28 protein-coding genes and 1 pseudogene are annotated in these 26,926 nt (G+C 52.7%); 19 read left to right on the forward strand and 10 right to left on the reverse strand.

The features are described from left to right. Positions 1–47 precede the first annotated feature (47 nt). The 4 genes from EE896_RS21430 to EE896_RS21445 all read right to left on the reverse strand — a co-directional run bounded on the left by EE896_RS21430 (position 48) and on the right by EE896_RS21445 (position 6,177). A complete protein-coding gene (locus EE896_RS21430; RefSeq protein ID WP_140915803.1) occupies positions 48–3,092 on the reverse strand; it encodes an efflux RND transporter permease subunit in 3,045 nt (1,014 codons plus the stop codon). Continuing rightward, entirely contained in the window at positions 3,089–4,222 is a 1,134-nt protein-coding gene (locus EE896_RS21435; protein WP_105100080.1) for an efflux RND transporter periplasmic adaptor subunit, read from the reverse strand. The genes EE896_RS21430 and EE896_RS21435 overlap by 4 nt, the downstream gene beginning before the upstream one ends. Positions 4,223–4,315: 93 nt before the next feature. After that, a complete protein-coding gene (locus tag EE896_RS21440) occupies positions 4,316–5,485 on the reverse strand; it encodes a sensor histidine kinase (RefSeq protein ID WP_008926807.1) in 1,170 nt (389 codons plus the stop codon). Further along, complete coding sequence (locus tag EE896_RS21445; protein WP_140034221.1) at positions 5,482–6,177, reverse strand: response regulator; 696 nt, start codon at positions 6,175–6,177, stop codon at positions 5,482–5,484. Before EE896_RS21445 ends, EE896_RS21440 begins: the two co-directional genes overlap by 4 nt. A gap of 128 nt (positions 6,178–6,305) precedes the next feature. On the opposite strand from EE896_RS21445, the gene EE896_RS21450 reads away from it, so the two are divergent. Together EE896_RS21450 and EE896_RS22810 are read left to right on the forward strand one after the other, a co-directional pair. Continuing rightward, complete coding sequence (locus EE896_RS21450; RefSeq protein ID WP_003850580.1) at positions 6,306–7,094, forward strand: MipA/OmpV family protein; 789 nt, start codon at positions 6,306–6,308, stop codon at positions 7,092–7,094. A gap of 8 nt (positions 7,095–7,102) precedes the next feature. Then, a complete protein-coding gene (locus EE896_RS22810; protein ID WP_003850579.1) occupies positions 7,103–7,225 on the forward strand; it encodes a hypothetical protein in 123 nt (40 codons plus the stop codon). A 70-nt stretch (positions 7,226–7,295) separates the two neighbouring features. On the opposite strand, the pseudogene EE896_RS21455 reads toward EE896_RS22810, so the two are convergent. The 3 genes and pseudogenes from EE896_RS21455 to EE896_RS21465 form a co-directional block, all read right to left on the reverse strand. Beyond that, positions 7,296–7,463 (reverse strand): annotated as a pseudogene (locus tag EE896_RS21455) (family 1 glycosylhydrolase); the annotation flags it as partial. A gap of 165 nt (positions 7,464–7,628) precedes the next feature. Beyond that, entirely contained in the window at positions 7,629–8,912 is a 1,284-nt protein-coding gene (gene fabF / locus EE896_RS21460; RefSeq protein WP_008926810.1) for a beta-ketoacyl-ACP synthase II, read from the reverse strand. Between the two features lie 237 nt (positions 8,913–9,149). Further along, positions 9,150–9,764, reverse strand: coding sequence for a TetR/AcrR family transcriptional regulator (locus EE896_RS21465; protein ID WP_039661988.1), 615 nt, complete (start codon positions 9,762–9,764; stop codon positions 9,150–9,152). Between the two features lie 194 nt (positions 9,765–9,958). On the opposite strand from EE896_RS21465, the gene EE896_RS21470 reads away from it, so the two are divergent. The 6 genes from EE896_RS21470 (at position 9,959) to EE896_RS21490 (ending at position 13,851) form a co-directional block, all read left to right on the forward strand. Continuing rightward, on the forward strand, positions 9,959–10,615 hold the full coding sequence (locus tag EE896_RS21470; protein ID WP_238343256.1) for a winged helix-turn-helix domain-containing protein: 657 nt from the start codon (positions 9,959–9,961) through the stop codon (positions 10,613–10,615). A gap of 16 nt (positions 10,616–10,631) precedes the next feature. Next, positions 10,632–10,904 (forward strand): hypothetical protein, encoded by a 273-nt coding sequence (locus tag EE896_RS22750; RefSeq protein WP_225613909.1) that lies wholly within the window; start codon positions 10,632–10,634, stop codon positions 10,902–10,904. Continuing rightward, complete coding sequence (locus tag EE896_RS21475) at positions 10,901–11,392, forward strand: FidL-like protein (protein ID WP_140915802.1); 492 nt, start codon at positions 10,901–10,903, stop codon at positions 11,390–11,392. Before EE896_RS22750 ends, EE896_RS21475 begins: the two co-directional genes overlap by 4 nt. A 712-nt stretch (positions 11,393–12,104) precedes the next feature. Next, positions 12,105–12,695 (forward strand): helix-turn-helix domain-containing protein, encoded by a 591-nt coding sequence (locus EE896_RS21480; protein ID WP_008926814.1) that lies wholly within the window; start codon positions 12,105–12,107, stop codon positions 12,693–12,695. 32 nt (positions 12,696–12,727) lie between these two features. Further along, positions 12,728–13,363 (forward strand): helix-turn-helix transcriptional regulator, encoded by a 636-nt coding sequence (locus EE896_RS21485; RefSeq protein WP_140915801.1) that lies wholly within the window; start codon positions 12,728–12,730, stop codon positions 13,361–13,363. A 239-nt stretch (positions 13,364–13,602) separates the two neighbouring features. Next, positions 13,603–13,851, forward strand: coding sequence for a putative hemolysin (locus tag EE896_RS21490; RefSeq protein WP_003850570.1), 249 nt, complete (start codon positions 13,603–13,605; stop codon positions 13,849–13,851). A gap of 487 nt (positions 13,852–14,338) precedes the next feature. Here the strand turns inward: EE896_RS21490 and EE896_RS21495 are convergent, their stop codons facing one another. After that, complete coding sequence (locus EE896_RS21495; RefSeq protein ID WP_105100072.1) at positions 14,339–14,776, reverse strand: PACE efflux transporter; 438 nt, start codon at positions 14,774–14,776, stop codon at positions 14,339–14,341. 248 nt (positions 14,777–15,024) lie between these two features. Then, a complete protein-coding gene (locus EE896_RS21500; RefSeq protein ID WP_003850568.1) occupies positions 15,025–15,150 on the reverse strand; it encodes a LacI family DNA-binding transcriptional regulator in 126 nt (41 codons plus the stop codon). Positions 15,151–15,254: 104 nt separating this feature from the next. On the opposite strand from EE896_RS21500, the gene EE896_RS21505 reads away from it, so the two are divergent. From EE896_RS21505 to EE896_RS21520, 4 genes are all read left to right on the forward strand, one after another. Then, positions 15,255–16,268 (forward strand): Gfo/Idh/MocA family oxidoreductase, encoded by a 1,014-nt coding sequence (locus EE896_RS21505; protein WP_140915800.1) that lies wholly within the window; start codon positions 15,255–15,257, stop codon positions 16,266–16,268. Positions 16,269–16,411: 143 nt separating this feature from the next. After that, positions 16,412–16,948, forward strand: coding sequence for a tetratricopeptide repeat protein (locus EE896_RS21510; RefSeq protein WP_003850566.1), 537 nt, complete (start codon positions 16,412–16,414; stop codon positions 16,946–16,948). Between the two features lie 87 nt (positions 16,949–17,035). Beyond that, positions 17,036–17,485: a sigma-70 family RNA polymerase sigma factor gene (locus tag EE896_RS21515; protein ID WP_003850565.1), complete on the forward strand. Its 450-nt coding sequence runs from the start codon at positions 17,036–17,038 to the stop codon at positions 17,483–17,485. Further along, a complete protein-coding gene (locus EE896_RS21520; protein ID WP_140915799.1) occupies positions 17,482–18,261 on the forward strand; it encodes an anti-sigma factor family protein in 780 nt (259 codons plus the stop codon). The genes EE896_RS21515 and EE896_RS21520 overlap by 4 nt, the downstream gene beginning before the upstream one ends. Positions 18,262–18,296: 35 nt before the next feature. Here the strand turns inward: EE896_RS21520 and EE896_RS21525 are convergent, their stop codons facing one another. Beyond that, positions 18,297–18,866: a YceI family protein gene (locus EE896_RS21525; RefSeq protein ID WP_140915805.1), complete on the reverse strand. Its 570-nt coding sequence runs from the start codon at positions 18,864–18,866 to the stop codon at positions 18,297–18,299. Between the two features lie 687 nt (positions 18,867–19,553). Between EE896_RS21525 and arnB the strand changes: the two genes are divergently transcribed. Genes arnB through arnF form a run of 7 tightly spaced genes read left to right on the forward strand, consistent with a single transcriptional unit; the run spans position 19,554 to position 26,903 of the window. After that, entirely contained in the window at positions 19,554–20,690 is a 1,137-nt protein-coding gene (arnB, locus tag EE896_RS21530) for a UDP-4-amino-4-deoxy-L-arabinose aminotransferase (protein ID WP_003850562.1), read from the forward strand. Position 20,691: 1 nt separating this feature from the next. Beyond that, the gene (arnC, locus tag EE896_RS21535; protein WP_003850561.1) at positions 20,692–21,675 is read left to right on the forward strand and encodes an undecaprenyl-phosphate 4-deoxy-4-formamido-L-arabinose transferase; all 984 of its coding nucleotides are present in this window, start codon (positions 20,692–20,694) and stop codon (positions 21,673–21,675) included. Then, positions 21,672–23,651: a bifunctional UDP-4-amino-4-deoxy-L-arabinose formyltransferase/UDP-glucuronic acid oxidase ArnA gene (arnA, locus tag EE896_RS21540; protein WP_140915798.1), complete on the forward strand. Its 1,980-nt coding sequence runs from the start codon at positions 21,672–21,674 to the stop codon at positions 23,649–23,651. Before arnC ends, arnA begins: the two co-directional genes overlap by 4 nt. Next, positions 23,651–24,553 carry a 4-deoxy-4-formamido-L-arabinose-phosphoundecaprenol deformylase gene (gene arnD / locus EE896_RS21545; protein WP_003850559.1) on the forward strand — a complete coding sequence of 301 codons (903 nt, stop codon included), beginning with the start codon at positions 23,651–23,653 and terminating at the stop codon, positions 24,551–24,553. The genes arnA and arnD overlap by 1 nt, the downstream gene beginning before the upstream one ends. Beyond that, positions 24,553–26,220 (forward strand): lipid IV(A) 4-amino-4-deoxy-L-arabinosyltransferase, encoded by a 1,668-nt coding sequence (gene arnT / locus EE896_RS21550; RefSeq protein ID WP_140915797.1) that lies wholly within the window; start codon positions 24,553–24,555, stop codon positions 26,218–26,220. Before arnD ends, arnT begins: the two co-directional genes overlap by 1 nt. After that, positions 26,221–26,541, forward strand: a complete 321-nt coding sequence (arnE, locus tag EE896_RS21555; protein ID WP_003850557.1) for a 4-amino-4-deoxy-L-arabinose-phosphoundecaprenol flippase subunit ArnE — start codon at positions 26,221–26,223, stop codon at positions 26,539–26,541. It begins immediately after the preceding gene. Beyond that, a complete protein-coding gene (gene arnF, locus EE896_RS21560; protein WP_140915796.1) occupies positions 26,538–26,903 on the forward strand; it encodes a 4-amino-4-deoxy-L-arabinose-phosphoundecaprenol flippase subunit ArnF in 366 nt (121 codons plus the stop codon). The genes arnE and arnF overlap by 4 nt, the downstream gene beginning before the upstream one ends. Positions 26,904–26,926 lie beyond the last annotated feature (23 nt).

Here is a 26,926-nt window from a genome sequence, read left to right on the forward strand (position 1 = left end):
ATTCTGCTGTTCCTGGTACAGAATCGCCGGACTTTTTTTGAACGGATTTAACGTGAACGGCGTTCCATCATCAGACTTAACGCAGCGGGCAATACCGTAAGTGTCACCAGCGTACCGCTCACCAGCCCACCAATAATCGCCAGTGCCATCGGCCCCCAGAAAACCTGATGAGAAATAGGGATCATGCCCAGGATTGCGGCACACGCGGTCAGCACGATTGGACGCGCCCGGTGATGGGCGGCCTGCCGGATAGCTTCACCAGCGGCAAGTCCGGCGCGGCTGTTCGTATCCACTTCACTGATCATAATCACGGCGTTGCGGATGATGATTCCCGCCAGTGCAATAATCCCCAGCAGCGCCACAAACCCCAGCGGAGTACCCGCAGGCAGCATTGCGGATATGATGCCTGGCAAACCAAACGGTGCCATGCTTAGCGCCAGCAGCATGCCTGAGAAACGTTGCAGCTGAATCATCAGCAGGATCAGCATGGCGCAGATCGTTACCGGCAACAGAGCAAACACAGAACCGTTGCCTTTGTCTGATTCTGCCGCCACGCCACCTTCTTCAATACCATATCCGGCAGGCAGTGAAGCACGCAGAGCGGCGACACCTGGCGCGAGCTGTTGCGAAACCTGTTCAGCCCGCTGACCGGGTGCGATATCGGTCTGTACGGTGATGTAAGCCAGCCGCTGACGGCGCCAGATCACCGGGTCGTCCACCCCCCAGTTCAGCGTCGCGACCTGCCGCAGCGGAATTTTTTGTCCGCTGGCATTGGTAATCATCAATCCTGCCAGCAAGTCAGTGTCCTGGCGCGCCTTGTCATCGCCGCGCAGCACCACATCGATCAGGCGGTTGCGATCGCGCAGCGTGGTCACCACGCTGCCGGACATCAGCGTATTCAGCGCGGTGGCTATCGTGTCTGATGAGAGTCCAGCCGCGCGGGCCGCTGTCTGGTTTACTGCCAGCCTGATAACGCGTTCTGGCTCTCCGGCGGTGAGATTGACACCCCGGGTCAGCGGTGAGCGAGCAAGCTGTGCCGCCAGCCGATCGGCGACCTGCCGAACCTGTGCATTGTCCGGACCGGTGATGCGATATTTCAGTGGCCAGCCAACCGGCGGCCCCAGCTCAAGCGGTGAGACGCGAGTACTGATATCGTTAAAATCTGCTGCCAGTTTTCGTTCCAGCCGGCTGCGCAGCCGATCGCGCACGGTGAGATCTTTTGCCACCACCACCAGCTGCGCGATGTTTTCATTATCCAGCAGCACATCCATCGGTAGATAGAAGCGGATTGCACCTGAGCCAACGTAGCTGGTGAAGTTCGCCACATCCCGGTCATTCTGGAGCATTTTTTCAAGTTGTACGGTACGACGCAGGGTTTCGGCCTGCGCGGCATTGGCGGGCAGCGTCAGGCTGACCAGCAATTCGGGGCGGTCTGACGCCGGGAAAAACTCACCCTGCATAAAGGTGGTGGCATAAAGGCTGACTAACAGCACTGCCATTGCCACGCCCATTGTCACCAGTCGGTTACGCAGAATCACGTCCAGAAGTCGGTGATAAGTGCGCGCAAGCACGCCCGGCGACGGGTGGGCTGTTATGTGCTTTACAGACAGCAGCCAGCAGCCGGTGAGTGGAGAAAAGATTACTGCGACCACCCACGAGCAAAGCAATGCAAGCGCAATCACCACAAACAGCGAATAGCAGTACTCTCCGGCACTGGAGGCAGCGAACCCGACCGGAATAAAACCCGCAATCATCACCAGCGTGCCGGTCAGCATAGGGAATGCGGTGGTTTTGAACGCATACGTCGCGGCCTGCCACTTACTGTCGCCTGCTTCCAGCCGCGCCACCATCGCTTCGACAGTGATCATCGCGTCATCCACCAGCAGCCCCAGCGCAATGATCAGCGCACCCAGTGAAATTCGTTGCAGGCCGATGCCCGCCAGCAACATGCCGGTAAAGGTCATGGCCAGCACCAGCGGAATGGCCGCTGCCACCACCAGACCAGCACGCAGTCCCAGCGAGACGAAAGAGACGGCTAACACGATGACGACCGCTTCGCCCAGTATCCGGACAAAGCCGCTGACCGCATTTTTCACCACGGATGACTGGTCAGCCACGCGGGTCAGGGTGATGCCGTGCGGTAACTGACTGGCCAGTGTCTGCATGCGCTGGTTAAGCTGCTTGCCGAAATCGAGCATGTTGCCGCCTGGGGCCATGGAAATCGCCAGCCCGATAGCCGGAACGCCGTTAACCCGAAACGTGGGTGCCGGGGGATCGGCAGGTTGAAGAGTGATGGTAGCCAGTTCAGTCAGCGGGATGAAACGCTCTCCGATATGCAGGGTAATTGCCCGCAGGTTTTCGACCGAGGTCAGGGTGCCACTGACCCGCAGCGCAATGTTCTCGCGGTCGGTTCGCAGGCTGCCCGCGGGTACCACGTCGTTCTGCGCTTTGATGGCGTCGCTGACCTGCTGTAAATCGAGTCCCATGCCGTTTAGCTTGCGCGGGGAAAAGGCGATAACCACCTGCTGCTCCTGCACACCCAGCAGGGTGGTTTTTCCGATGTCGGGCAGACTCGTCAGACTTCGCCGCAGGTTATCGACCCGATCGCGCAACTCTCTGGCGGTAAAACCATCAGCCGTAAACCCATAAATTGTGCCGAAGGTGTCATCAAACTCATCGTTCACTGCCGGACCCTGCACGCCCTGAGGCAGTGAAGCGGCAACGTCTTTCATCTTTTTACGTAACTGATACCAGGTGCCAGCCACCTGAGAGGGTGGTGTGTCATCACGCAGGTTGACATATATCACCGTTTGCCCGGCGCGGGTTTCGCTCTCAACGGCGTCCAGCGACGGGATCTCCTGTACCTTCTGTTCCAGTACGTCAGTGACCAGTTGCACCATATTGTCCACGTCCGCGCCCGGCCATTGGGCCGAGATGACGGCAGTTTTGATGGTAAACGCCGGATCTTCATTGCGGGAGAGACGTTCATAGCTCAGTACACCTGCCGCCATCACCAGCAGCATGAAAAAGATGACCAGTTGCTGATGCGCCAGCGCCCAGCCAGAGAGGTTAAAGCCAGCCGGTTTTTTCATGGCGCCTCCTGCATCAGCGAGACCTTTTCGCCGGGCTGCAGGGTATTAACGCCGGCCGTCACAACGCGCTCGCCCGGCTGGATCCCGGCAGTTACAAAGATTTGATGCGCGTTAAAGCGGGCAAGGACTACCGGACGAAGCTGCAAGCGTGACGCTGCATCAACAACCAGCAGCGCGGGTTTGTCTGAGAAACGGGTCAGAGCGCTGGCGGGCAGGGCGATCACTGGCGGTTGTGCATCGGGCAGGCTGACGGTGACCGTGGCACCGGGTGCCATCGCCTCAGGTGGATTTATCAACGAGATGCGCAGTCGCCACGTGCGGGTCTGCGGATCGGCTTGTGGGCTGATGTCACGCACCGTGCCGCTGGCCTGCACGGTGGGATCGGCGAGCAGCGTCACCTTTAGTGGTATTTGGCCGTCAGGACGCAAAAGCGCTGGTGTGGTCAGGTCAAACACCGCATCGCGTGCATCTCCCGCTGCCAGCGTCATCACATTTTGTCCAGCGCTGACCACCTGGCCAGGCTGAACCGTGATGGCGGTGATCCGGCCTGCGGTGGGTGCAGTGAGTTGAGTCCAGCTGAGAGTGTCCTGGGCATTTTTTAGCGCTGCTTCGCTGCTGAGACGGCGTGACTGCGCGCTTTGCCAGTCTGCCTGGGCGCTGTCAAGCTGGCTGCGGGCGATGGCGCCACCGGGCATCAACAGCCGCATTCGATGAAGATTAAGTGCGGCGACCCGTTCGGCGGCGCGAGCGCTGTCGAGATCGGCCTGTGCGCTACTGAGCTGATTACGTGACTGATCATTTTCCAGCGCTGCAAGCGGTTGTCCGGCGCTGACGCGATCGCCCAGTTCAGCCGCACGACTCACGACCCGGCCATCCAGCCTGAAAGCAAGCGCGACCTCTTCATGGGCGCGGATTTCTCCGGTCAGCACCAGTGAAGCATCACTTCCGAGCGGCGGAACAATCACCGTTTTAACTGGTCGCGGCGGGGCAGCGGGCGGGGCAGAATTATTGTCCCGGCAGCCAGTCATGATGAGCACGCCAAGCAGCACAAACATGGCTGGTGCAAAGATCTGAACACTAAAAAGGTGACGCCACACCTGGCGGGCAGCATCCGGGATTAAATCAGTCATAGCCGGGTTCCTTTAATGAGTTGTGCTCATTGAACCCGGCTTGTGTCCAGAAACGTTGCATGAACCATCAAGAAATGGTCAAGCCAGAACAATTTATCTCCCCGGCAGCGTTATCCCGATTAACAGGCCGCCGTCAGCGGGTAACGTGGCGCGAAGTGATCCGCCGTGCGCCTCGATGATAGCTTTGGCGATCGACAATCCCAGCCCGCTGCCGCCAGAGTGGCGAGCACGAGAGGAGTCAGCTCGGGTAAAGCGATCAAACAGCTGCGGCAGAAAGTCCGGCTCTACACCCTGACCATAATCGCGAAAAGTCAGGGTAACCGCCCGATCGTTCTGGCTGGCGGAGATCAGCAACGCACCCCCGTCCGCCGCGTAGCGCAGCGCATTCTCACAAAGGATCGTCACCACCTGGCCCAGGCGGAATGCATCGGCATCGAGCATCAGAGCCTCTGGTGCGATGACGCTGATGGTCACACCTGCCTGTTCTGCCTGCGGCAGCAGCCAGCCCGTACGCTCGCGCAGTAACTCACTGAGATTAAACCGTTCCCGGTTCAGGACCAGCTGACCGGCATCCGCCAGTGACAACAAATGCAGTTCATCGATCAGTCGGCTGAGCTGCGTCAGTTGCTTCATGATCATTGCCAGTTGCTGCGGCTCCGCTGGAAAGACGCCATCCAGAATACCCTGCAACCGGCCCATCGCCGCCGTCAGGGGTGAGCGAAGTTCATGTGCCATCGCCACATGCGAGGTGCGCAGCTCGCGCTCGTAACGCGCCAGTTGCTGCGTCATCTGATTAAAATCTTCGGTAAAGCGCACCAGCTCCTGCGGAGCTTCTTTTACCACTGCGGCTGTTCGGCCAAATTCCCCTTTTGATACCGCGCGCGCCGCGGTCGCCAGCTGACTGAACTGCGTGGAGAGTGGGCGCGCGAAACGCAGTGCCATAAACACCATAAACGGGATGGTGACGACCACCAGCGCAATCACAGTAAACCAGTCCGACGAGGCCAGCGACGGATCAGAAAAAGTGAGCCCCCACCATTGATCCACGATCTGGTGAAAGCGTGCCGGGTCGCTGGCAGGATGGCGCCGTAGCTGTGAAAACTCCTCCAGCAGTGCGGGTGGCATACGGTAATAGACCCAGTACGCCTGCACCGCGAAGCGCAACCACATACAGAAGGCGATCAGAATGACACTGCCAATCGCCAGAAACATGACCCTGACGCAGATCCAGCGCCACAGAGAGTTGTAGATGTTTTTATTCATGGCTGTCTGAACCGGTAACCCACGCTACGCACCGCAGGTAACACGTCAGAGATGCCTGCAGCTTCCAGTTTACGGCGCAGGTTGTAGACGTGTGTATCCACCACCCGCTCCAGCGCATCGCTTTCCGGCAGACAGTGCTCCAGCAGAAACAGACGGGTAAACGGACGCGTTGGTGCGCGCATCAGGGTGACCAGCAGGGAAAATTCAGTGGGTGTCAGATCGAGACGGCGCGATGTGCCACTGTCGCATTCAATTACGGCTGTGAGGGCGATCGGATCAACGACCAGACCGGCCCAGCGCAGGATTTCTGTGACCGGCGCGCTATTCTGACTGCGGCGCAACACCGCCTGCACGCGCGCCACGACTTCGCCTGGATGATAGGGCTTGACCACATAGTCATCAGCGCCATAGCGGAGTGCACCGATGCGGTCCGGCGCATCGCTCATCGCCGTCACCATGATCACCGGCGTATCGTCGCGACGTCGCAGTGCGGCCAGCACTTCGGTGCCGTTCATGCCAGGCAACATGATATCCAGCAGGATCAGATCGGGCTGCCAGCGTCTGGCGACATCCAGCCCGCCAGGTCCGTCACCGACAATCATAACCTCATAATTTTCACGTTTCAGATAGGCCTCAAGGACGCCGGCCGCGTCAGCATCATCTTCAATAATCAGGATACGTTTTAGCTGCATTTCAGATCACCTTGACTGTTTCTTCATAAATCCCTGGTCGTTCATTGACACTCGCCCCGCATACTCCGGCCAGTGACGCGGCCCTGAATCCCTCAGCTCCGCACCTGATGTGATAATGAGGAAACGAGATGATAACCGGAAAAATAACGCTTCACATGGTCTGTTTTTCACTGGCATTAAGCGCGGCTGCCGCAAGAGCGGATGACAGTGCCACGCCTTCGTCCAGTGTGACGGTGGGCATTGCAGGCATCAATGCACCGCGTTACAGCGGCGCAGATAAGCAGCACTGGCAGCTGACGCCGATTATTCAGGCGCGCGACGGGGCTTTCTTTCTCGATTCGCAAAAAGGGATTGGCTACGATCTACAGGCAGATAATGGGTTGTATCTGGAACATACCCTGGGCTATGGGTTAGGCCGATCTGACCGCAATTCCTCATGGCGTGACGGTGATGACCGGCTCAGGGGCATGGGAAAGATCGATGCCACGGTGAACACCGCGCTTGCGGTGGGATGGTCAGTCACACCATGGTTTGTGCTGGAGGGCAAAGCGACGCTGCCACTAAGTGACAGTCAGGGCGTGCAGTATCGGACATCCGTAACGTTGATTCCCTGGCAGACCAGCGATGATACGGTGGCACTGCAGGTGGCAGGTCTGTTTGGCGACGGACGTTACATGAACACCTGGTACGGTGTTAACCGCGAGCAAAGCGCGCGTAGCGGTTATGAACGTTATGACGCTGCGGGTGGATTTTATGGCACCGACGCCAGCCTGACCTGGAGCCATCAATTTACGCCCGCCTGGGCTGCCAGTGTCATCGGTGATTACACATGGCTGGATAAACATGCCTCAGATAGCCCGATTGTCGCGCGGCACAATGGCGCATCGGCAACCCTGGCATTGAGTTATACCTTCTGAATGGCACCATGAAGAAAAACGGGATGCGCAGCCACCGTCGTTTGCTTGCTGCGCTGATTCTGTTGTATCTGCTGGTTTATGCAGTGATTGTTGTGGCGTTGAGTCTGTTCGATGCGCCGGTACGGGGATAGGGCACTGCAGCGGCTATGAGTTGGTGTGAGGCGCAGCGAGGATTATCATCATTCAGCCGCAGGTGGGTGAAAATGCTGTAACGACCTGATGATTTTTCCTGCCTTCCTGTTCCGGCATCGCCATCGGCATATCGAAGTGAAACAGCGTAATAAAGGGAGTCATATCCTGTGCCAGCAGTTCATCAATGCGCTGGTTACAGAAGACAACGGCCTCCTGACTGACGTCGCCGGTGCCATTGTTGAAAGAAAAGGAGAGGGTCGGGAAGTCAGGAAGGATACAGGTTTATGACGCTATTGCTGACGGGTAGCCTCTGGAATTATCCAGCAAAGCGTGATCTTCTGGAGATTTAAACCCTGCGCGACCAGGATGTCTGGTGGCGCAGGTTGAGTCTTCACGATGACGTCAATGCCACTTACGAAGCAGGAGGCTGGCGTTGACGCCGCCAAAGCCGAAACCGTTCGACATGGCATAGGTCAACTCCGCCGGGCGTGCAGTGAGCGCCACCAGGTCAAGATTGCCTGCTGCGTCATCGGGATGATGAAGGTTCAGTGTCGGCGGGATAAGCTGCTGACGCAGCGCCATCAGGGTGAATATCGCCTCAACGCCGCCCGCTGCACCCAGCAGATGGCCGGTGGCAGATTTGGTTGAAGAGATCGCGACCTGTGAATTATCGCCAAATACAGCTCGAATAGCGGCCAGCTCGCCGTGATCGCCAACCTGTGTTGAGGTTGCATGAGCATTGATGTGATGAACGTCATCCGCGCTGATACACGCCTGGCGCAGAGCGGTTCTCATTGCCCGCGCAGCGCCACTGCCATCTTCCGGACCTGCGGTAAGATGGTAAGCATCGGCGCTGGTGCCATAACCGATAATTTCCGCCAGTGGCGTCGCACCCCGAGCCTGGGCATGGGCAAGCGACTCGATCACCAGCAAACCAGCACCTTCGGCCATCACAAAGCCGTTTCTGTCGCGATCAAACGGACGTGATGCGAGATGCGGATGCTCCTCATAGCCCGTGCATAGGGCACGCGCTGCCGCGAAACAGCCCAGCGTTACGCGATCCAGCGCCGCTTCGGTCCCGCCACAAATCGCAATGTCCGCTTCGCCGCTTCTGATTAACCTTGCTGCATCACCAATAGCCTGCACGCCTGCGGCACAGGCTGTAACCGGTGCGCCCAGCGGGCCGGTAAAACCGTATTTAATAGAGACATGACCCGCGGCCATATTGGCCAGAAACGAGGGGGCAGTGAAGGGCGAAAGTCTGCGCGGACCGCGCCCATCCGTGGTGCGCACGGCGTCAGCAATTGCGCCAAAACCGCCGACGCCGGAGGCAATAATGGTCGCGGTGCGTTCACGCGCGGCCTCATCTTCAGGATGCCAGCCCGCCTGAGCCAGCGCTTCTTCTGCCGCAAGCAGCGCAAATTCAATAAATCGCGACATTTTCTTACGCTCTTTCGGCGCAATGAATGACTCCGGGTCATATCCCGCCAGCGGATCTTCATCAATGCCTGGCACAAGGCCACCTACTGAAATCCCGGTGCCGGCAGTGAGTGTGTCGGGCAGCGTGCGGATACCGGACTCACCCGCCGTTAATCGCTGCCAGACGTTGTTAACGCCACAACCTAATGGCGAAACGACGCCCGCGCCGGTAATGACGATGCGTTGTGATGAGGATGAGTGACTCATGAGGTTGCTCCCGTAAGCTGTCCGGGCAGCGATTGACATGCTGACGCGGAGAGGTGAAACGCGCCTGAAGCGCAAATAGCGAGGCCCAGCACAGGATAGTGCGATGGACGCGCGCAGAGATGGAACATCACAGGCTGAGATAAGCGAAGTAGCATCAGAATCCAGAGCGATGACAAAACAAGTCGCTATATTTGATCTGGTGACTAATTAAGTCAATAGTCACATTATGCGGAATGCTCAGGGCGCCAGGCTGCGTAATACAAGCGCTGCCAGCTGCGCAGAGGCTTCCTCAGCGTCGTCAAGACTGTACTGGAGCAATACCGGACTGGCATAAGGTTTAAGAACCCGATAGATCGCTTCTGCTGCTTCATCAGCCGGTGTTTTACGCTCAAACTCACCCGTTTCGCGCCCAAGGCGCAGTATTTGCAGAATCAGGTTAAGCAGTCGCTCTTCATGAGCTGAGGCTGATGGCCAGCGATCGCGAGATGCCACAGCGGCAATATCGTAGAGTTTGCGTTCATGAAAAAACAATTCAGTGCCGGTGGCAGAAAGCGTGCGAAACAGCCGTCGCAGTTGTTCTGATGCCCCAGGTGCATCAACCATCGCTTCTTCGACACGCTGCATAATCATTGCCAGCCGATTGGCACATATTACTTCTCCAATCGCCTGTTTAGATTCAAAAAATTTATAGATATATGCTTTCGAAAAACCAATAGCTCTTGCGAGATCAGAAACCGTCGTTTTTTCATAGCCATAATGTGCAAAGTGTTGCATGGCAGCATCAACAATCTGGTCACGAACGTTGTGCCCGGCCGGACCACGTGTCGCATTTTCTGTTACAGACTGGATCATTGTTAAAACCTGACAGAGTAAAGGTGGATGAAAACTCAGTGACCACTGTTATTAATGGTCACATGTTAGGCTGAGCTGCGGTGAAAATCTACAGTCCGGATAAGATGGAGAGAGTCTGGCACTGTTTATGCGACTCAGTACCTCATCGGTGAGAAGGATCAAACAATCGAATCTCCTCTGGATACGCCATAGTAGTGCCAGCTAAACATCATCTTAGTGAAATGTCAGATTCAGGTTTCTTGAGTGCTTCTTTAATTGAGCTGAATTATACTGTCGGGAATGAAGGAAAATTCAGTGGTTTTTTAATGATTTACATTATTGATGGCCAGATCACCTACAATTCTGACGACTGTACCCTCACGCACATGCCTACCCAGGAAACGCTGAGTCTGAGTATTTCTTCTGGTCGTCTTTTTGAGCAGCTGCTGAATTCTCAGGGAGAAGTCCTGGCACGCGAAATCCTGCTGACTGAAGTCTGGGATAAATATGGCCTGCGCGGCTCAAACAGTAATCTGAATCAGTATCTAAGTATGCTGCGCAGAGCGCTCGCCGCTTATGGCTGTGAAAATTTAATTATCACCATTCCGAAAATTGGCATCAGACTCAACACTGACATCAGCATTGAACGTGAAAGCCCACAGGCTACGGATGTGACAGATGCCCAAACGGATGAGGTGAACGCTGAAGATTCTGGTTCAGTGGAGAAAAGCCACACTCTATTAACTGAGTCTGTTAATCAGGATGTAAGTGTCAAAAAACCGCTCCTCAACTTCAGTAAGATGATTTTTTTTCATTATTATATTGGTGTTACTGGGCAGTTCTCTCTGGTATTACGCGGGGTCTGGCTTTGATGAAAAGAGTTACTCTATGAGTACCATCAAACTGGAAGGCGGCTGCGAAGCTGTGATATTGCAAGGGCTCAATGTTTTTGAAAAAAAATCACTTAATAAAGAAATTACAGAAATCCTGAAAGAAAATAATCAATCCTGTATACCAGGACGCCGTATCTATTTTGATAAAAAAACCTCATTAACGACGACTAATTATGGCAGAACGATGCTCTCTGCATGCAATCTTAACAGTAGTGGTCATATCGTTTCCTGTGACAACTTCTATTATCTGGACTGGAGAACGTCTTGAAACGAAATGCCACGCTGACAATATCCCTGGCTGCACTTTTACTGGTGATTTTTACAGGATTTAACTTTTTCAAATCCCGGGCTAACGATCTGCCTTTCCGCTGCTCAGCATTCAGTCGCTACGAGCTAAGCCGTCATGATGCTACTAGAATTGAGTTTGCTGTAACACAGGATCTGCGTTTTATCGATTCTGATACAGGATATCTGTTATTAAATGGTCAGGTTACAGTTGATGATAAGATTACAGGACTTAATCGGCGTATTGCGTTAAGTCAGGGCCGGAAAATAGACAGTGATACATACCGTTATAAAATCACAAAGATGATCACTTCTACGAATGATTCAACACCAGACGATGTTTTTAATATTTTGCTGGCTGAGATTGCACTCGACCCCAATTATTTACAGCTGGACATCACCCGGCTAAATGGGAATGCTTATCTTATAAGTGGTCCCCTTTCAAGTTTATTTACCTGCCAGCGGTATTAAACCCGTCAGTTTTTAGTGGGAATTATACCCGTAAGATAGAATGCTCTTACGGGTATTTTTCTGATGCCATTTTTCAGGCGCAACGTAAATCCCCGGTTGGTAATAAATATAGGCGTTCAGATGAGCGTTTTTTTGGTTTTTAAAATCCCGTTTGCCAGAGTGTTGATAATACGGATGGTATGCATTCTGCCATCAAGATTTCAATGCGAGGACAAAAGCGGATCTTACCAAAATAGAGAGTGCAGAACTTACACTATGTACACCTGCAGGTAAGATAGGGTGCTGGGTGCAAAATCTCCTTTTGGAGCTTTAACCTATATTGAGGCATTAAAATAGAATAAAAACCTAATTATTAGATTGTTGTGGATTTAAATGTCCATTTTGGGAGCGGTGTGTCCTAATTAAGCCTGACGGATGTTTTGTTATTTTATCAATACAGGACTTCACAATGATGGCTGAATATTTTTATTCTCAACTTTGGCTATATCTCAACACTGTAAGGCTTTTTTGTATGCCTGATATGACGAATCGATAACCTGTATGCTCAGGTGATTATGATTTCCTGAGAAAACGACAACGCTATCATTTACTTCGTTAAAATTCTGACGTGTGCTTTTGTCTGCTAATTTACAAGCATTTAAGTGGTGTAATGATATTTACTGATTTTTCTACTAATCACTAACCTTGTGTTAGTCAGATTGAGTTAATTATTATGTTTAGAGTAACCGAAAATCATGAGCGGGTCATTGATGCATTAGCCGGATATACCCAGGCTGCAAATCCAGATGAGATTTCGCGTGGGAAGCGTCGCTATCATCTTACTAAAGATAATCTACGCCGAATTATGTTCATTCTTGATGGTGATTTCTTACTCAAGTTAAAGGGCGATCATAAGGTGTTGAATGTCTTATCGGCTCCCTTTGTTGTCGGCGTTACGCCAGCACTCGATGAACCTCCCGTTTATCTGGAAAGGATTGATTATGGAAAAGTCAGTTTTATTGATTACGATCTATTCTGGCAACTGATCTTCGAGAAAGACCTTTTCAATGACGCTATGTCTATTTTATCTGGCCAATATTCTGACCTGATGAACTATATACAGTTATCTAAAAATAATTCCTATGATGAAGTGGTTTCCTTAATCCGGCATTGGGAAAAGCTACCACCGCATCTTAAAAAACGATTTTCAGCACTTTGTCTGATTCAAAGTAGTTCACATCTTTCAAAAAGCTCAATTTGCAGAGTGCTGAAAGAATTGAAAGAGAAAGGTGAGCTCACCCTGGTTAATGGCAAGTTTACCTGATTATTTTAACTTTTGAGATGCTTAAGGAAAAAATGGATTTTAAAGTTGTTTGTACAAATGAAAACTACTTCTTTCGGTTGGGCATCTCAAAAATAATTGAGGAGGCATTACTATCTGATTCATCTGTGGAGTTTTTACGAACTGACAGTTCACAACGTCTGGGCCTGGCCGATTTTATACTCATTAATGCTGCTCAGTGGCGTCTTTATATGTGTCAGCCGGCCTACCGTGCTCGGAAGCCCGGTAGCATTATTATAGTGTTCACTGACGATGTTGAAGACATCACACTTGAGCAACTTCCTGTATGCTATCGCTCTATTATTATTATTTCGCGCAATGATTCCATTCGGGATATTCACGAGAAAATCATTCGCTTCTGGGTCGGTCATCAGGGAAACAGACAAGGTTTTCTACCGTCAGATTGCACAGGCTGTGTTTTTGCACGTGTGACGATAGTCCAGTTGCAGGTGCTGAGTTTTTTAAAAAAAGGGTATAATGTCGGGCAAACAGCTAAGCATCTTAATCTTTCAGTTAAAACTATTTACACACATAAGTATAATGTAATGAAAAAGTTTTCACTCAACGGTGACAGGCAATTTAACGCATTTATCAATGATCTTTCTCTGTTTGAGCTTTATAAAGGAATTATTGATACCCCAGAGCCTTAATCGACAATGTCTCTTTTTGATGTGGTTCGGTTGTTCTTTTTTTGTTGGGTGAGAGGAGTGACAAACTTATGACATCGTTATGAAAGAGTTTAATGAGAAGATGCTATAGTTATAAAAATTAATACACGTTTCAGAATGCTGAAAATACCTAAACAACTTCATTTTTCGAATAATAAAAAGTATGTGAGAATTAGCCTGTTAATTAAGAGTGTGCCTGAAATTAATGTTGAGAGAGTTAAATGGAAGTCGCCAATAAAATAGCAATCTGTTCTCTGATGCTGGCTACCGTGCAAATGAGTGGCTGCACGTCTCACAATGCTGAACCACAGCGCCTGATAATGCGTAATCCCGCCAGCGAATGGTGTCTTCAGCGCGGTGGAAAGCTGGTGCAAGAGGCATCATCCAGCGGCAGTGCGCTCTATTGCGTTTTGCCATCAGGAGAAAAGATTGAGCAGTGGGCGTTATTTCATCGTGATCATTCTAAATAGTTCCTGGATTATTCGATAGTCAGCATGATGATGCTTAACTTTGTTGTATTATAAATAGTTTTGCCTGGTTTTATCATGAATATTTATTAATTACCGTTCCGTTATTCAATGAGTTTTCTTTTCAACTGAACTGATTAACGTTTCTGGCCTCATTCCTGTAACAGGAAATGAGGCTGAATTTTTTTATTAAGTGCAGTCGCTGAAAATAATTTCTTTTATGAGTTGTTTTGCCGGGTGTGCAATTAAAAAAATCTTAAAAAATTAACGGAACAACACACTCCGACTCCTGTTTCTGGACGCACTTTTCTACAGGTCTCTTTCGTTATTATTCTGGTTTTTTGATGGTGTTTTTTCGCTGAAAGAAAAGTTATGTTTATAATTTATTTCTGCATATCTAAATTTCGGGATGCTAAAAATTTCGAAAGAAGAAAGTTTGTTTAATTTGTTCAGATGAAAGGATTTATTCATTGTGCTATCTGAAATTAATTTAACTGTTCTTTTTACGAGCAGCACTAGCGTAATCCCAAATCAGATTAAACAGGTAAGCATAGACCAGAAAAAACAGCACCAGCCCGCATTCCAGTTTCAGCGCTGCGAGTAGCGTAATATTCAGCCACCATGCTGCAAAAGGTATCAGCACCACTAACAGTCCAGCCTCAAACAAAACGGCATGGAGGCATCTCATTCGCCAGTCTTTTTTAAATCCTGTTCGGAGCTGGATGCTGTCAAACATCAGATTGAACAGGTAGTTCCATCCCATTGCCAGCGTTGATGAGACGATCGTCAACAGTGCCGATTGTGCGGGGGCAGCTGAGGCCCAAATCATCAGGATAATGAATACCAGCACATTGGCAGCAACTTCGAAAACAACCGCGTGCAGCACTCTCTCTTTGGTGGTGCGCACCGGGGATAAATAGTGTTCCAAAGCAAACTCTCATTGATTAGTCAGGCACCGTAATGGGTGCAGGAAAAATGCAGGACTATCCTGCCATCAGTATCTGAATGCTAAAACGTTCTGCAGGGTGCCCCGTTGTCGGTTTCAGAGCAACTATGTTGCTTCGGCTTTTGTTTCGGCATGACTGCGTTCCATATTCGCTGTGATGATAACAACTCTTGAGCGGGGTAAACTATTAAAATGCCAAATGAATCCTAAATAGATTTATATTTTAATTTTTATAAAAATGTCAGTTTTGAGGTCTGTTTAACAGGGGTGCCAATCTTTCTGAAACATTCATTGAGCACCCGAACCACGGTTGCCAGCCCAACCCCTGCCCTTAGGGCAACGTCTTTCAGCGACATGTCTGCTCCTTTGAGGTAAACACCTCAAAACACCATGCGATGAGTTTAAGACGCCGCGTTATCCTGCTGGTTCAGCTTTCTGCTGGACTATGACGGAGTTCAAAATGAATAAAAAGCAACGTGTTGCCCTGTTGGGATGTGGCTTTATTGGCGAAGTTCATGCCACGAATCTTCAGGCGCATCCTGAGGTTGAACTGGTTTGGGTGGCCGATGCAGAACCTGCACGCGCTGACGCGTTCGCGACGCGCTTTTCGACCCGTGCAGCATCCGTGAGTGAGGCGATCAATGATGCAGAGATCGATATGGTGTTAATCGCCAGCGCAACGCCGACTCATGCCGATTTGCTGGAAACCGCCGCCCGTGCCGGTAAAGCAATCTACTGTGAAAAACCGATCGATCTCTCTCTTGAGCGTGCACGCTCAGCTGTGGCTAATGTCCTCCCTTACAACGTACCAGTCACTGTGGGGTTTAATCGCCGTTTCGATGTCAGTCATCAGCAGCTTAAACAGCAACTCCGCCTGGGGCGGATTGGGCCGGCAGAACTGATACAAATGGTCTGCCGCTCTTCGGCCATGCCGCCGCTGAGTTATCTGAAAGCTTCCGGTGGCCAGATGCGCGATCAGGCTATCCACTTTTTTGACCTGCTGCGCTGGCTGACTGAAGATGAGGTCACCGAGGTTGCTGCTATGGGGGCAGCGCTGGCGTTACCCGCGATCAGCGAATTTGACGATGTGGATACCAGCACGTTGCTATTGCGGCTGCACGGCGGGGCGCTGGCACAGCTGGACAATGCTCGCCGCACTGGTTATGGCTACGATGAACGTATCAGTGTGATGGGACCGCTCGGGATGCTCGAATCGGCTTCTCAGCCACAGCGGGGAGTCAGCTGCTATCGGAGTGCGCAGATTCTGCAGCCGGGGCTGCTACCCGACTGGTTTAGCCGGGTGCAGCCCACTTACTATGCCCATCTGGATGCGTTTATCCGCTCGCTGAATGGTGAGCAGATTGACGATCTGCCGAACCTTGAGGATGGTCTGAAAGCACAGGCAATTGCGGAAGCCGCCGTAATTTCGCTGGCAGAAGGGCGCTTTTGCCAGGTGGAAAAACTGCTGATTTGATCAGGCATGGCAGGCTGATAAAAAATAATTTTATTTTTATCGAATAGAAACCGGCGCTGAGGTGTTTACCGTACAGCGCCGCGATAGCGGACTGCATCCGGCGGACTTTATTGCCTGCCTCACAGACCCGATAAGGATAAATTATGACAACGCGTTCTGGTATTTCTCTGCTTGCTGTTCCGGCTCTATTGCTGATGCTGCACTCTCCGCTGAGTATGGCGATGGGTGATAATGACAGTGATAAAAAAACGCCCGACTGTCCAAAAGGTCAGGTCTATGACAGTCATACGAAAAGCTGTGTGCCCGAAAAAACCAGCAAGTTGAGTGACGATGATAAAACGCGCTATGCCTATCATCTGGCAAAAAAGGGCGAATATCAGGCGGCGCTGAACCTGCTGGATACACTGAAAAATCAGGATACGCGCGAAGCCTGGAACTACCGTGGTTATGCCACCCGCAAGCTGGGGCGTACCGACGAGGGTATTGGCTATTATCAGCGCGCCATTGCGCTTGATCCTCGTTACGCTAAAGTGCGTGAATATCTGGGCGAAGCCTGGATGATTAAAGGGCGTCCCGATTTGGCTCGCGAACAGTTAAAAACCATTGCCGGGATTTGTGGTACAGATTGCGAGGAGTACCGCGATCTGCAAGCCGCGATCAATGGCCATCCTGAGGTCTGATGCGGCAGGGAGGAGCGAAAAATCACTCACAGTGACATCCGTCAGCACCTTGCGGAACATCTGACGCGGCTCTGGCGTTATGGCTATGTGTTGTCACACAACCGTGACATGGCAGAAGAGCTGGTACAGTCAACCTGCGTGCGCGCGCTGGAACGCAGCGCGCAGTTCATGCCGGGCACGCGTATTGATCGATGGCTGTTTTCCATCCTCCATTCCATCTGGGTTAGCGATTTACGCGCACGAAAAGTGCGGCAGGGGCAGGGATTTGTGGATCCCGATGCGCTGCTGGCCGCGGATAATCACGCCACCAGCGACGACAATCGCCATTTCCAGCGCATTATGCAACACGTTAACGCCTTACCCGAGGCACAGCGAAATGCGCTGTTTCTGGTTTACGTGGAAGGACTAACCTATCAGGAGGCAGCAGAGACGCTGGCTGTCCCGGTTGGCACCATTATGAGCCGTCTGGCCGCCGCTCGCGCCACGCTAGCCAGACAGCCGGCGACCACGCCCTCACCGAAGGAGAAACGGAGATGAACAGGGAAACTTTTACGCCGCCGTGGCGCGATGAGGCGATTGTCGCCTGGCTGGATGGTGAGATGACGCCGCGAGAAGCTGCGCAGTTTGAACAGGCGATGGATGAGGATGCTGAACTGGTCGAGCGGGTTGCGCATTTTCAGCACACCAGTCTCGATTTTGAACAGGCTTTTTCGCCGCTACTCGAACAGGCACCACAGGCCAGAATGGCCCAGCGCCTGGCGACCATTCCGGCACCCGAGGTGGCCACCGGGTATAGTCGTCGCGCGCTTATTGCCGCATCGGTCAGCTTTTTACTGGTGGGCAGCGGCATTGGTTTTCTGGCAAGACCCTCAGATGATGGGAAGGATGAAAGTCAGAATATCCGCGATCTGGAGGCGCGCTATATGTCGCTTTACAGTGCTGAAACGCTGGCCGATACCCCCAATGACGCCGCAATGCTGCAGAGAGGTCTCGACCGTACACGGCTGGATTTAGGACTGGAGCTGCACCCGCAGCAACTTCGCCTGCCAGGCGCTGAACTGAAAATGGTGCGGATCCTGCGTTACGAACGAACGTCGATTGCACAGATCGCCTGGCTGCATGCTGATTACGGTCCGATGGCGCTCTGTATCTCGCCTGCACCACAGGATTCGAACCCGATTACTCAGGAACAGCGCCACGGCATGCAGCTGGCCTGGTGGAAGCGCGGTGGCTATCAGTATGTGTTGATAGGGCGTAATCCCACTGCTCAGTTGGCTGCCATCGCTGAAACATTGGTGACCACGCTCAGTTAAAAAAGTCTGTCCCTGAGCGCTTGCTTCAACAGCGATTATCTGGCCTGTGCGGCAATAATCAGCGCAATGTTTACCCGATCATCAACCACTCCAACCAATCGATCCATTCCAAAGGCAGAGCGGGATATCGCGGTGGAGGCATGCAGCGCCAGAGAGCGTGACGCCGGATCAATTGTTTTACCACTGTCCAGTGAGGCCTGCATCACCACTGACCGGCTGACATTTTTAACCGTTAGCACGCCAAAAATACGGTAGTTACCCTCACCCAGTGAGGCAACACGACTGCTCACAAAGTGAATCTGCGGGTAACGCTCCGCATCAAAAAAGAGATCGCTTTTCAATTGCCAGGTCAACAGACTGTTCGATGCCACCAGTGTGCCCACTGGAATATTCACTTCGATACGATCGTCATGGTCTTCATCCGGATTAAGTGTCACCGTGCCAGACACACCCTGTAGTCTGGCTTGCGAAAAATCGTGACCAAAGGTACGCCATGAGAGGCCAATCGATGTTTTATCAGGTGTTATGGTATAGGTTACTGGCGCGGCGTAAAGTACCGGACTGAGCAGGGCGAACAGGGTGCATAAACAGGCGACACGCATCATCACAATTTTCTCTTTTTTAGGCAGACCAGACGTTAACGCCTCAAACCACGATCTTATTCGATTTTTTTAGCACTGTTTTCACCCTTCAGGCACAGGTAATCTGACAAATATTAACTGACTGTCACCTTAGTTTCACCAAAGTGTAATAATTATTGTTAGGGCTGAACATTAATAACGAACAATATTAAGAATACATTAAGACGCTTTTATCGGCGGATGTTTTCGGTGAAATTAACAGGATACTGATTTGATCAGGAGTTGCCTGGTGTGTCTGGATTTATTTTCAGTAAAATCATTTAGTTGTATTGAATCTCAGATATTGCTTCTCTGGTGGGTGGGTTTATGATCTGAGAAGTGGCAGCCCTTGCGATCTTAAACAAAACATCAATAAATCAAAAATTGAGAGCGGAGTCATTATTATTAACTTAAATGTGAACTTTTTCGTAAAACCTTAACTCACTCTTCTTTCATTTTATTGCAATGAACACTATTCATTTAATGTTCAGTTAAGTTTCATACGTTAGTTTGTATTAGCAGTCCGGTAACCTCAATTCCAGAACGGGAAAATAAGGTGTCGATAACGCCATAACCGGATGTTGATAATTCGCTATTTCAATTCTTTTGCCGGCGTTGTGTCTGATTAACAACGCTCGACAGCTAATGAGTTTGATCTGCAGGAGTTTTAGCATGGATTTTTTGCCATTTTCCCGCCCTTCATTTGGTGATGAAGAGCTGGCTGCTGTTAAAGCGGTATTTGACTCCGGGTGGATAACAACAGGCGCTAAATGTGCGGAACTGGAGCAGGCTTTTGTACAACTGACTGGCAACCAGCACGCCATTGCGGTGAGTTCTGCCACAGCGGGGATGCATGTAACGCTGATGGCGATGGGAATCGGGCCTGGCGATGAGGTCATTACGCCGTCCATGACCTGGGTCTCCACTCTGAACCTGATCACGCTGCTGGGCGCCACGCCGGTGATGATTGATGTCGATCCTGACAACCTGATGGTGACGCCGGAACTCATAGCTCAGGCGATTACCTCACGTACCCGCGCGATTATTCCGGTGCATTACGCTGGTGCTCCCGCCGATCTCACGCCAATCTATCAGCTTGCTGAGCAGCATGGCATCGCCATTATTGAAGATGCGGCTCACGCGGTGGGCACGACTTATCACGAGAAGCCAATCGGGCATCGCGGCACGGCTATTTTCTCTTTCCACGCCATCAAGAATATCACCTGTGCGGAAGGCGGCCTGGTGGTGACCGATGACGCTGCTCTCGCCGATCGTATTCGCAGCCTCAAGTTTCATGGCCTGGCGGTTGATGCTTTTGATCGCCAGACCAAGGGGCGTCTGCCACAGGCAGAAGTGATGATGCCGGGCTTTAAATATAATCTGCCTGATATCAGCGCAGCCATTGCGCTGGTGCAGTTACAGAAGCTACCCGGTTTTATTGCTCGCCGCCGTGAGATAGCTGAGCGCTATCTGGAAGCGCTGCACACGCTGCCGTTTACGCCATTGTCACTGCCTGCCTGGCCACATCAGCACGCGTGGCACCTGTTCATTATTCGCATTGATGAGCAGCGCTGCGGTCTGACGCGTGATGCCTTTATGCAGGCACTTAAGTCGCGGGATATAGGCAGCGGATTGCATTTCCGTGCGGCGCATACCCACAAATATTATCGCGAACACTATCCCGATTTACGTTTACCTGCCAGTGAACTGAATAGCCAGCAGATGTGTTCGATTCCGCTGTTTCCGTCAATGACGGATCAGGATATCGAGCGTGTGATTCAGGCTTTACATGACATTGCCGGAGCCTGAAATGCGCGATATCAAACCGATCAATATGCTCTCCGTGGTCATCCCGGTCTATAACGAACAGGAAAGCCTGCCGGAGTTGCTGCAGCGGACCAGCGCGGCATGTGACGCCATTGAAATTGAGTATGAAATTCTGCTGGTTGATGACGGCAGCAGTGACCGCTCAGCCGAACTGATTGAACAGGCTGCCATCATTCCCGGCAGCCGCATAACGGGGGTACTGCTCAATCGCAACTACGGTCAGCACTCCGCCATTATGGCCGGATTCAGCCAGGTCCGTGGCGATCTGATTGTGACACTGGATGCCGATCTGCAGAACCCTCCGGAAGAGATCCCGCGGCTGGTTGAAGCTGCGCGTCAGGGTTATGACGTGGTGGGTACAGTCCGCCAGCAGCGTCAGGATACCTGGTTCCGTCGCAAGGCCTCGCGCACGCTCAACCACCTGATTCAGCGGGTCACCGGCAAAGCGATGGGCGATTACGGCTGTATGTTGCGTGCCTATCGGCGCCATATCGTCGAGGCGATGCTCAATTGTCACGAACGCAGTACGTTCATTCCGATTCTGGCCAACACCTTTGCCCGAAACACCATTGAACTGCCGGTGCTCCACGCTGAGCGGGCCTTTGGCGATTCGAAATATAGCTTTATGCGCCTGATCAACCTGATGTACGACCTGGTGACCTGCCTGACCACCACGCCGTTGCGATTGCTCAGCGTAGTAGGCAGCCTGATTGCACTCTCCGGCTTCGCTTTCTCGCTGGTGCTTATCGTATTGCGACTCTTTTTTGGTGCGGCATGGGCGGGAGATGGTGTTTTCGTCCTGTTCGCCGTGTTGTTCATGTTTATCGGTGCCCAGTTTGTGGGTATGGGACTGCTCGGGGAGTATATCGGGCGAATTTATAACGACGTTCGGGCGCGTCCGCGCTATTTCGTTCAACGCATTGTTCAGGCTCCTGAAGAGCCTTCAGTACAGGATACTCAATCATGAAGACCGTTGTTTTCGCCTATCACGATCTGGGCTGTGTCGGCATCAATGCACTGCTTAGCGCAGGCTATGAGATCACCGCCATTTTTACGCACAACGATGTGGCTACCGAAAATCACTTTTTCGGCTCAGTCGCGCGTCTGGCGGCAGAGCACGGCATTCCGGTCTATGCACCGGACGAGGCGAATCACCCAATCTGGCTTGACCGCATCCGCACCATGGCGCCAGAAATGATCTTCTCCTTCTACTATCGCCATCTGCTGAGCGATGAGATCCTGCAATGCGCTGAAAAGGGGGCTTTTAACCTGCACGGTTCACTGCTGCCAAAATACCGCGGTCGGGCGCCACTCAACTGGGCGCTGGTCAACGGTGAGACGGAAACCGGCGTTACGTTACATCGCATGGTGAAGCGTGCGGATGCCGGTAATATTCTGGCGCAGCAGAAGGTGGCCATTGAGGATGCAGACAACGCGCTGACGCTGCATCGTAAACTGACCCAGGCTGCAGAGCAGTTACTTAACGACGTCTTACCTCGCCTGCGCACGGGTGAGGTCAGTGAGACGCCACAGGATGAGAGTCAGGCGACCTGTGTTGGCCGTCGCACGGCCGAAGATGGCCGCATCGACTGGAATCAACCCGCAGAGAAGATTCACAATCTGGTCAGAGCGGTTACCGATCCGTGGCCAGGCGCCTTCGCCTTCGCCGGTTCGGTTAAATTTATCGTCTGGAAGAGCCGGGTTCATACGCACTCGCATCAGGCGAAGCCAGGTACGGTGATTTCTAAGCAGCCATTCCTGATCGCCTGTGGTGAGGGTGCACTGGAAATTCTGACCGGACAGTCCGAGCATGGCGTTTACATGAATGGCAGCCAGCTGGCGCAAAGCCTGGGCATGGTGCCTGGCGCACTGCTCTATTCAAAACCGCAGTCGGCGCTGCAACGTCGTACACGCGTGCTCATCCTCGGGGTTAACGGCTTTATTGGTAATCATCTCACCGAGCGTTTATTGCAGGATGAGCATTTTGAAGTCTATGGTCTTGATATCAGCTCAGACGCCATCAGCCGCTTCCTGGAACATCCGCGCTTCCATTTCGTTGAAGGGGATATCGCTATTCATTCCGAATGGATTGAGTATCACATCAAAAAATGTGATGTCATCCTGCCGCTGGTGGCGATCGCTACGCCGATTGAATACACCCGAAATCCGCTGCGCGTCTTTGAGCTCGATTTCGAAGAGAACCTGAAAATCATCCGTGACTGCGTGAAGTATCAGAAGCGCATTATTTTCCCATCCACCTCTGAAGTCTACGGCATGTGTACTGATGCCAGCTTCGATGAGGATAGCTCGAATCTGGTGGTCGGGCCGATCAACAAACAGCGCTGGATTTATTCGGTATCTAAACAGCTGCTGGACCGTGTGATCTGGGCTTATGGCGAAAAAGAGGGGCTGCGTTTTACCCTGTTCCGTCCGTTCAACTGGATGGGACCGCGTCTGGATAACCTCAACGCAGCACGCATCGGCAGTTCTCGCGCGATCACGCAACTTATCCTCAATCTGGTTGAAGGTTCACCGATTAAGTTGATCGACGGCGGCAAACAAAAGCGCTGCTTTACCGATATTCAGGATGGTGTGGAAGCATTGTTCCGCATTATCGAAAACAAGCAGCAGAATTGTGATGGTCAGATCATCAACATCGGTAATCCGGACAATGAAGCCAGTATCAAAGAACTCGCGGAGCAGTTGCTGGCCAGCTTCGAGCGTCACCCGCTGCGCAGCCAGTTCCCGCCGTTTGCCGGTTTCCGCGAAGTGGAAAGCAGCAGTTACTACGGTAAAGGCTATCAGGATGTGGAGCACCGCAAACCGGCTATCCGCAATGCGCGTCGCCTACTTGGCTGGACGCCAACCGTCACGATGGATGTCACTATCGACAACACGCTCGATTTCTTCCTGCGTACCGTTGAGCAACAGGCTGATAAGTGATGAAGAAGATCGGTCTGCGGATTGACGTAGATACCTGGCGCGGCACGAAGCAGGGTGTGCCGGCGCTGCTTGAGCTCTTCCAGCGTCACGCAGTGCGGGCCAGCTTTTTCTTCAGCGTGGGACCGGACAACATGGGCCGCCATCTCTGGCGGCTGGTGAAACCGGCGTTTCTCATGAAGATGCTGCGCTCCCGCGCCGCATCACTTTATGGCTGGGACATTCTGCTCGCCGGAACGGCCTGGCCGGGAAAGCAGATGGGACGTGGCCTGCGGAACATTATGCAGGATGCCACACGCCAGCATGAAGTCGGTCTGCATGCCTGGGACCACTTTGCCTGGCAGACCTGGGCAGGTGTCTGGCCGCAGGATAAACTGGTTGAGCAGATAGCACGCGGCACCGAAACGCTCAGTGAGATCCTTGGTCATCCTGTCAGCTGTTCGGCCGTTGCAGGCTGGCGTGCTGATGGTCGGGTCGTTGCCGCCAAACAGGATTTTGGCTTTCACTACAACAGTGACTGCCGCGGCAGCGGGCCATTCAGGCCCATACTGCCAGATGGTCAGATCGGCACTGTACAGATTCCGGTGACGTTACCCACATGGGATGAAGTGGTTGGCCGTGAGGTCAGCGCAGAAGGCTATAACGATTACATTCTGGCGAAAATGCTCGCTTCTGATGATGGCGCTGTCTATACCGTGCATGCCGAAGTGGAGGGGATTATTGGCTTACCAGACTTCGACAAATTGCTGAATGCAGCAACCCGTAATGGCATTCAGTTCTGTCCGTTAAGCGAGCTATTGCCCGACGACCTGACCACCTTACCCGTGGGAAGGATCGTCAGAGGTGAAATTCCCGGACGGGAAGGGTGGCTGGGCTGCCAGAAACTGACTAAAGAGGCGAACTAGTGCGGATACATAAGAACACGAAGTGGCTCATTTTTTTTAGCTTTTTCATTCTCTATTACCTTCTGCCGCCGATGTTCCGCGACCTCTGGCAACCGGATGAGACACGTTACGCAGAGATCAGCCGGGAGATGCTGGCAACCGGTAACTGGGTGACACCACACTTCTTCGGTCTTCGCTATTTTGAAAAACCGATTGCGGGTTACTGGATAAACTCACTGGGCCAATGGCTGTTCGGCCATAACAATTTTGGTGTACGGGCAGGATCAATATTCTCAACAGCGATAACCGCCGCGTTGATCTTCTGGCTCGGCCGGCGGATGTTTGGTTCGGTCCGCACCGCTGCTGTGGGTTCTCTGATTTTCCTGAGTTCACTGCTGGTTTATGGCGTTGGCACCTATGCCGTGCTCGATCCGATGCTGATGCTCTGGCTGGCGGCTGCAATGTGCAGCTTCTGGCTGGCGACGGAGGCCAGCGGGCGCGCCGGGCGCGCGGGCGGCTATCTGCTGCTGGGTCTCGCCTGCGGCATGGGATTCATGACCAAAGGATTTCTGGCACTGGCGCTACCGGTGCTGGCGATTCTGCCATGGGTGATCTGGCGAAAGAGAATACCTGAGCTGCTTTGCTTCGGGCCGCTGGCGATTCTCTCTGCCGCAGCAATCAGTGCACCCTGGGCGCTGGCGATCTATCATCAGGCCCCTGATTTCTGGCACTACTTCTTCTGGGTTGAGCATATTCAGCGCTTTGCAGAAGAGAATGCACAGCACAAAGCCCCTTTCTGGTACTACCTGCCGGTTCTGCTGCTGGGAACGCTGCCGTGGCTGGCGCTGTTACCGGGTGCATTGATAACCGGCTGGCGCGAGCGTCAGCAGAATCCCGGCGCACTGTATCTGTTGAGCTGGACGGTGATGCCGCTGTTGTTTTTCAGTCTGGCAAAAGGCAAGCTGCCGACCTATATCCTGCCCTGTTTTGTGCCGCTGTCGCTGCTTATGGCCCATTATGGGCTGAACGCGGCGCAGCGGGCAGGGCGCGCATTAACCGTTAATGGCTGGATCAACCTGATTTTCGGCATCCTCACGCTGGCAACCGTGCTATTGGTACTCGCGCCCTGGAGCGTAACGCATCACCCCCTGTTTGCCACTCATGAGATGCTGAAGCTGGGACTGGGAGCGCTGGCGTTTCTCATCTGGGGACTGGCGGGCGCATACAGCTGCCGATTTTCACAACGCCGCTGGCTGGTGGCCGCGCTTTGCCCGCTGGGGGTCGCTCTGTTTATTGGCTCAGCTATCCCGGATAAAATCCGTGATGCCAAACAGCCGCAACACTTTGTCTCTGTGATCAGCGAGCGTCTGGCATCCAGTCATTTTATTCTGGCGGACAATCCGGGCGTGGCATCTGCCGCAGCCTGGCACCTGCAACGCAGTGATATCGGCTTCTATGATAATAAAGGTGAGCTGCAATATGGGCTGAGCTACCCGGATGCGCAATCCCGCTTTGTCTCTCAGGCGGATTTTGGCGGCTGGCTTGCCGATCATCGCCGCATGGGAAGCGTGTCCCTGCTGTTACTGGTTGATTCCCCACACAGTGATATCGGCGAGGATGTGCCGGTTCCGGATGCGGTCTATCGCCAGGGCAGGCTTGTCTGCCTTTATTACGGTCAGATGAAGTAAATGCTGCTGCTGATTGTGCTGGTGAGTCTGCTCAGCTGCAGCGCGCAGCTGTGTCAGAAACAGGCGACCCACGCGGTATCAGGCCGCATCCGCTTAAGCTGGATTGGCGTAAGCGTGCTGCTGTTGGGTATCGCGATGCTCCTCTGGCTGCTGGTGCTGCAGCGGGTGCCCGTCAGCCAGGCGTATCCCATGCTGAGCCTTAATTTCATCTTCGTTGCGCTGGCCGGACGCATTTTGTGGCGCGAACGGCTAACGCTTCGTCAGATTGCAGGCACGCTGCTGGTGGTGACGGGCGTCGCGCTAATGGCGAGCCAGCTATGAAAGGATATGGATGGGTTACGTGCAGCGTGCTGCTGGTCTCAGCGGCACAGCTGATGATGCGCTGGGCGATGCCGCGCCTGCCTGATGTCAGTAGCCTGACGTCGCTGCCAACAGTTGCCATACTGCCTGCCTTGTTGCTGCTGGCCGGGTTGGGAGCTTATGCTGTTTCCATGCTCTGCTGGATTCGGGCGCTGCACTATTTTCCGCTTAATCGGGTCTATCCACTGCTCAGCCTGAGTTACGTGCTGGTCTGGCTGGTGGCGGTTTGCTTACCGGTATTTCACGAAGCATTTAGCTGGCGTAGCTTAGCTGGTGTGGTGATTATTTTAATCGGGCTACTGTGCATTGTTGTTAAGCCCTGAACATTCCGTCTTTTACCATTTCC

The organism is Pantoea eucalypti (assembly GCF_009646115.1).
In the GTDB taxonomy this organism is placed as follows: Bacteria; Pseudomonadota; Gammaproteobacteria; order Enterobacterales; family Enterobacteriaceae; genus Pantoea; species Pantoea eucalypti.

Bases quoted from the DNA above. Each gene is read 5' to 3' on its own strand.
- EE896_RS21500 (WP_003850568.1), bottom strand. From the start codon at position 15,150: ATGTCGCTGAAAGACGTTGCCCTAAGGGCAGGGGTTGGGCTGGCAACC.
- fabF (WP_008926810.1), bottom strand. From the start codon at position 8,912: ATGAGTCACTCATCCTCATCACAACGCATCGTCATTACCGGCGCGGGC.
- EE896_RS21430 (WP_140915803.1), bottom strand. From the start codon at position 3,092: ATGAAAAAACCGGCTGGCTTTAACCTCTCTGGCTGGGCGCTGGCGCAT.
- arnD (WP_003850559.1), top strand. From the start codon at position 23,651: ATGAAGAAGATCGGTCTGCGGATTGACGTAGATACCTGGCGCGGCACG.
- arnF (WP_140915796.1), top strand. From the start codon at position 26,538: ATGAAAGGATATGGATGGGTTACGTGCAGCGTGCTGCTGGTCTCAGCG.
- arnA (WP_140915798.1), top strand. From the start codon at position 21,672: ATGAAGACCGTTGTTTTCGCCTATCACGATCTGGGCTGTGTCGGCATC.
- EE896_RS21435 (WP_105100080.1), bottom strand. From the start codon at position 4,222: ATGACTGATTTAATCCCGGATGCTGCCCGCCAGGTGTGGCGTCACCTT.
- arnE (WP_003850557.1), top strand. From the start codon at position 26,221: ATGCTGCTGCTGATTGTGCTGGTGAGTCTGCTCAGCTGCAGCGCGCAG.
- EE896_RS21450 (WP_003850580.1), top strand. From the start codon at position 6,306: ATGATAACCGGAAAAATAACGCTTCACATGGTCTGTTTTTCACTGGCA.
- arnB (WP_003850562.1), top strand. From the start codon at position 19,554: ATGGATTTTTTGCCATTTTCCCGCCCTTCATTTGGTGATGAAGAGCTG.
- EE896_RS21480 (WP_008926814.1), top strand. From the start codon at position 12,105: ATGTTTAGAGTAACCGAAAATCATGAGCGGGTCATTGATGCATTAGCC.
- EE896_RS21445 (WP_140034221.1), bottom strand. From the start codon at position 6,177: ATGCAGCTAAAACGTATCCTGATTATTGAAGATGATGCTGACGCGGCC.
- EE896_RS21465 (WP_039661988.1), bottom strand. From the start codon at position 9,764: ATGATCCAGTCTGTAACAGAAAATGCGACACGTGGTCCGGCCGGGCAC.
- EE896_RS21485 (WP_140915801.1), top strand. From the start codon at position 12,728: ATGGATTTTAAAGTTGTTTGTACAAATGAAAACTACTTCTTTCGGTTG.
- EE896_RS22750 (WP_225613909.1), top strand. From the start codon at position 10,632: ATGAGTACCATCAAACTGGAAGGCGGCTGCGAAGCTGTGATATTGCAA.
- EE896_RS21520 (WP_140915799.1), top strand. From the start codon at position 17,482: ATGAACAGGGAAACTTTTACGCCGCCGTGGCGCGATGAGGCGATTGTC.
- arnC (WP_003850561.1), top strand. From the start codon at position 20,692: ATGCGCGATATCAAACCGATCAATATGCTCTCCGTGGTCATCCCGGTC.
- EE896_RS22810 (WP_003850579.1), top strand. From the start codon at position 7,103: ATGAAGAAAAACGGGATGCGCAGCCACCGTCGTTTGCTTGCTGCGCTG.
- EE896_RS21440 (WP_008926807.1), bottom strand. From the start codon at position 5,485: ATGAATAAAAACATCTACAACTCTCTGTGGCGCTGGATCTGCGTCAGG.
- EE896_RS21525 (WP_140915805.1), bottom strand. From the start codon at position 18,866: ATGATGCGTGTCGCCTGTTTATGCACCCTGTTCGCCCTGCTCAGTCCG.
- EE896_RS21505 (WP_140915800.1), top strand. From the start codon at position 15,255: ATGAATAAAAAGCAACGTGTTGCCCTGTTGGGATGTGGCTTTATTGGC.
- EE896_RS21510 (WP_003850566.1), top strand. From the start codon at position 16,412: ATGACAACGCGTTCTGGTATTTCTCTGCTTGCTGTTCCGGCTCTATTG.
- EE896_RS21490 (WP_003850570.1), top strand. From the start codon at position 13,603: ATGGAAGTCGCCAATAAAATAGCAATCTGTTCTCTGATGCTGGCTACC.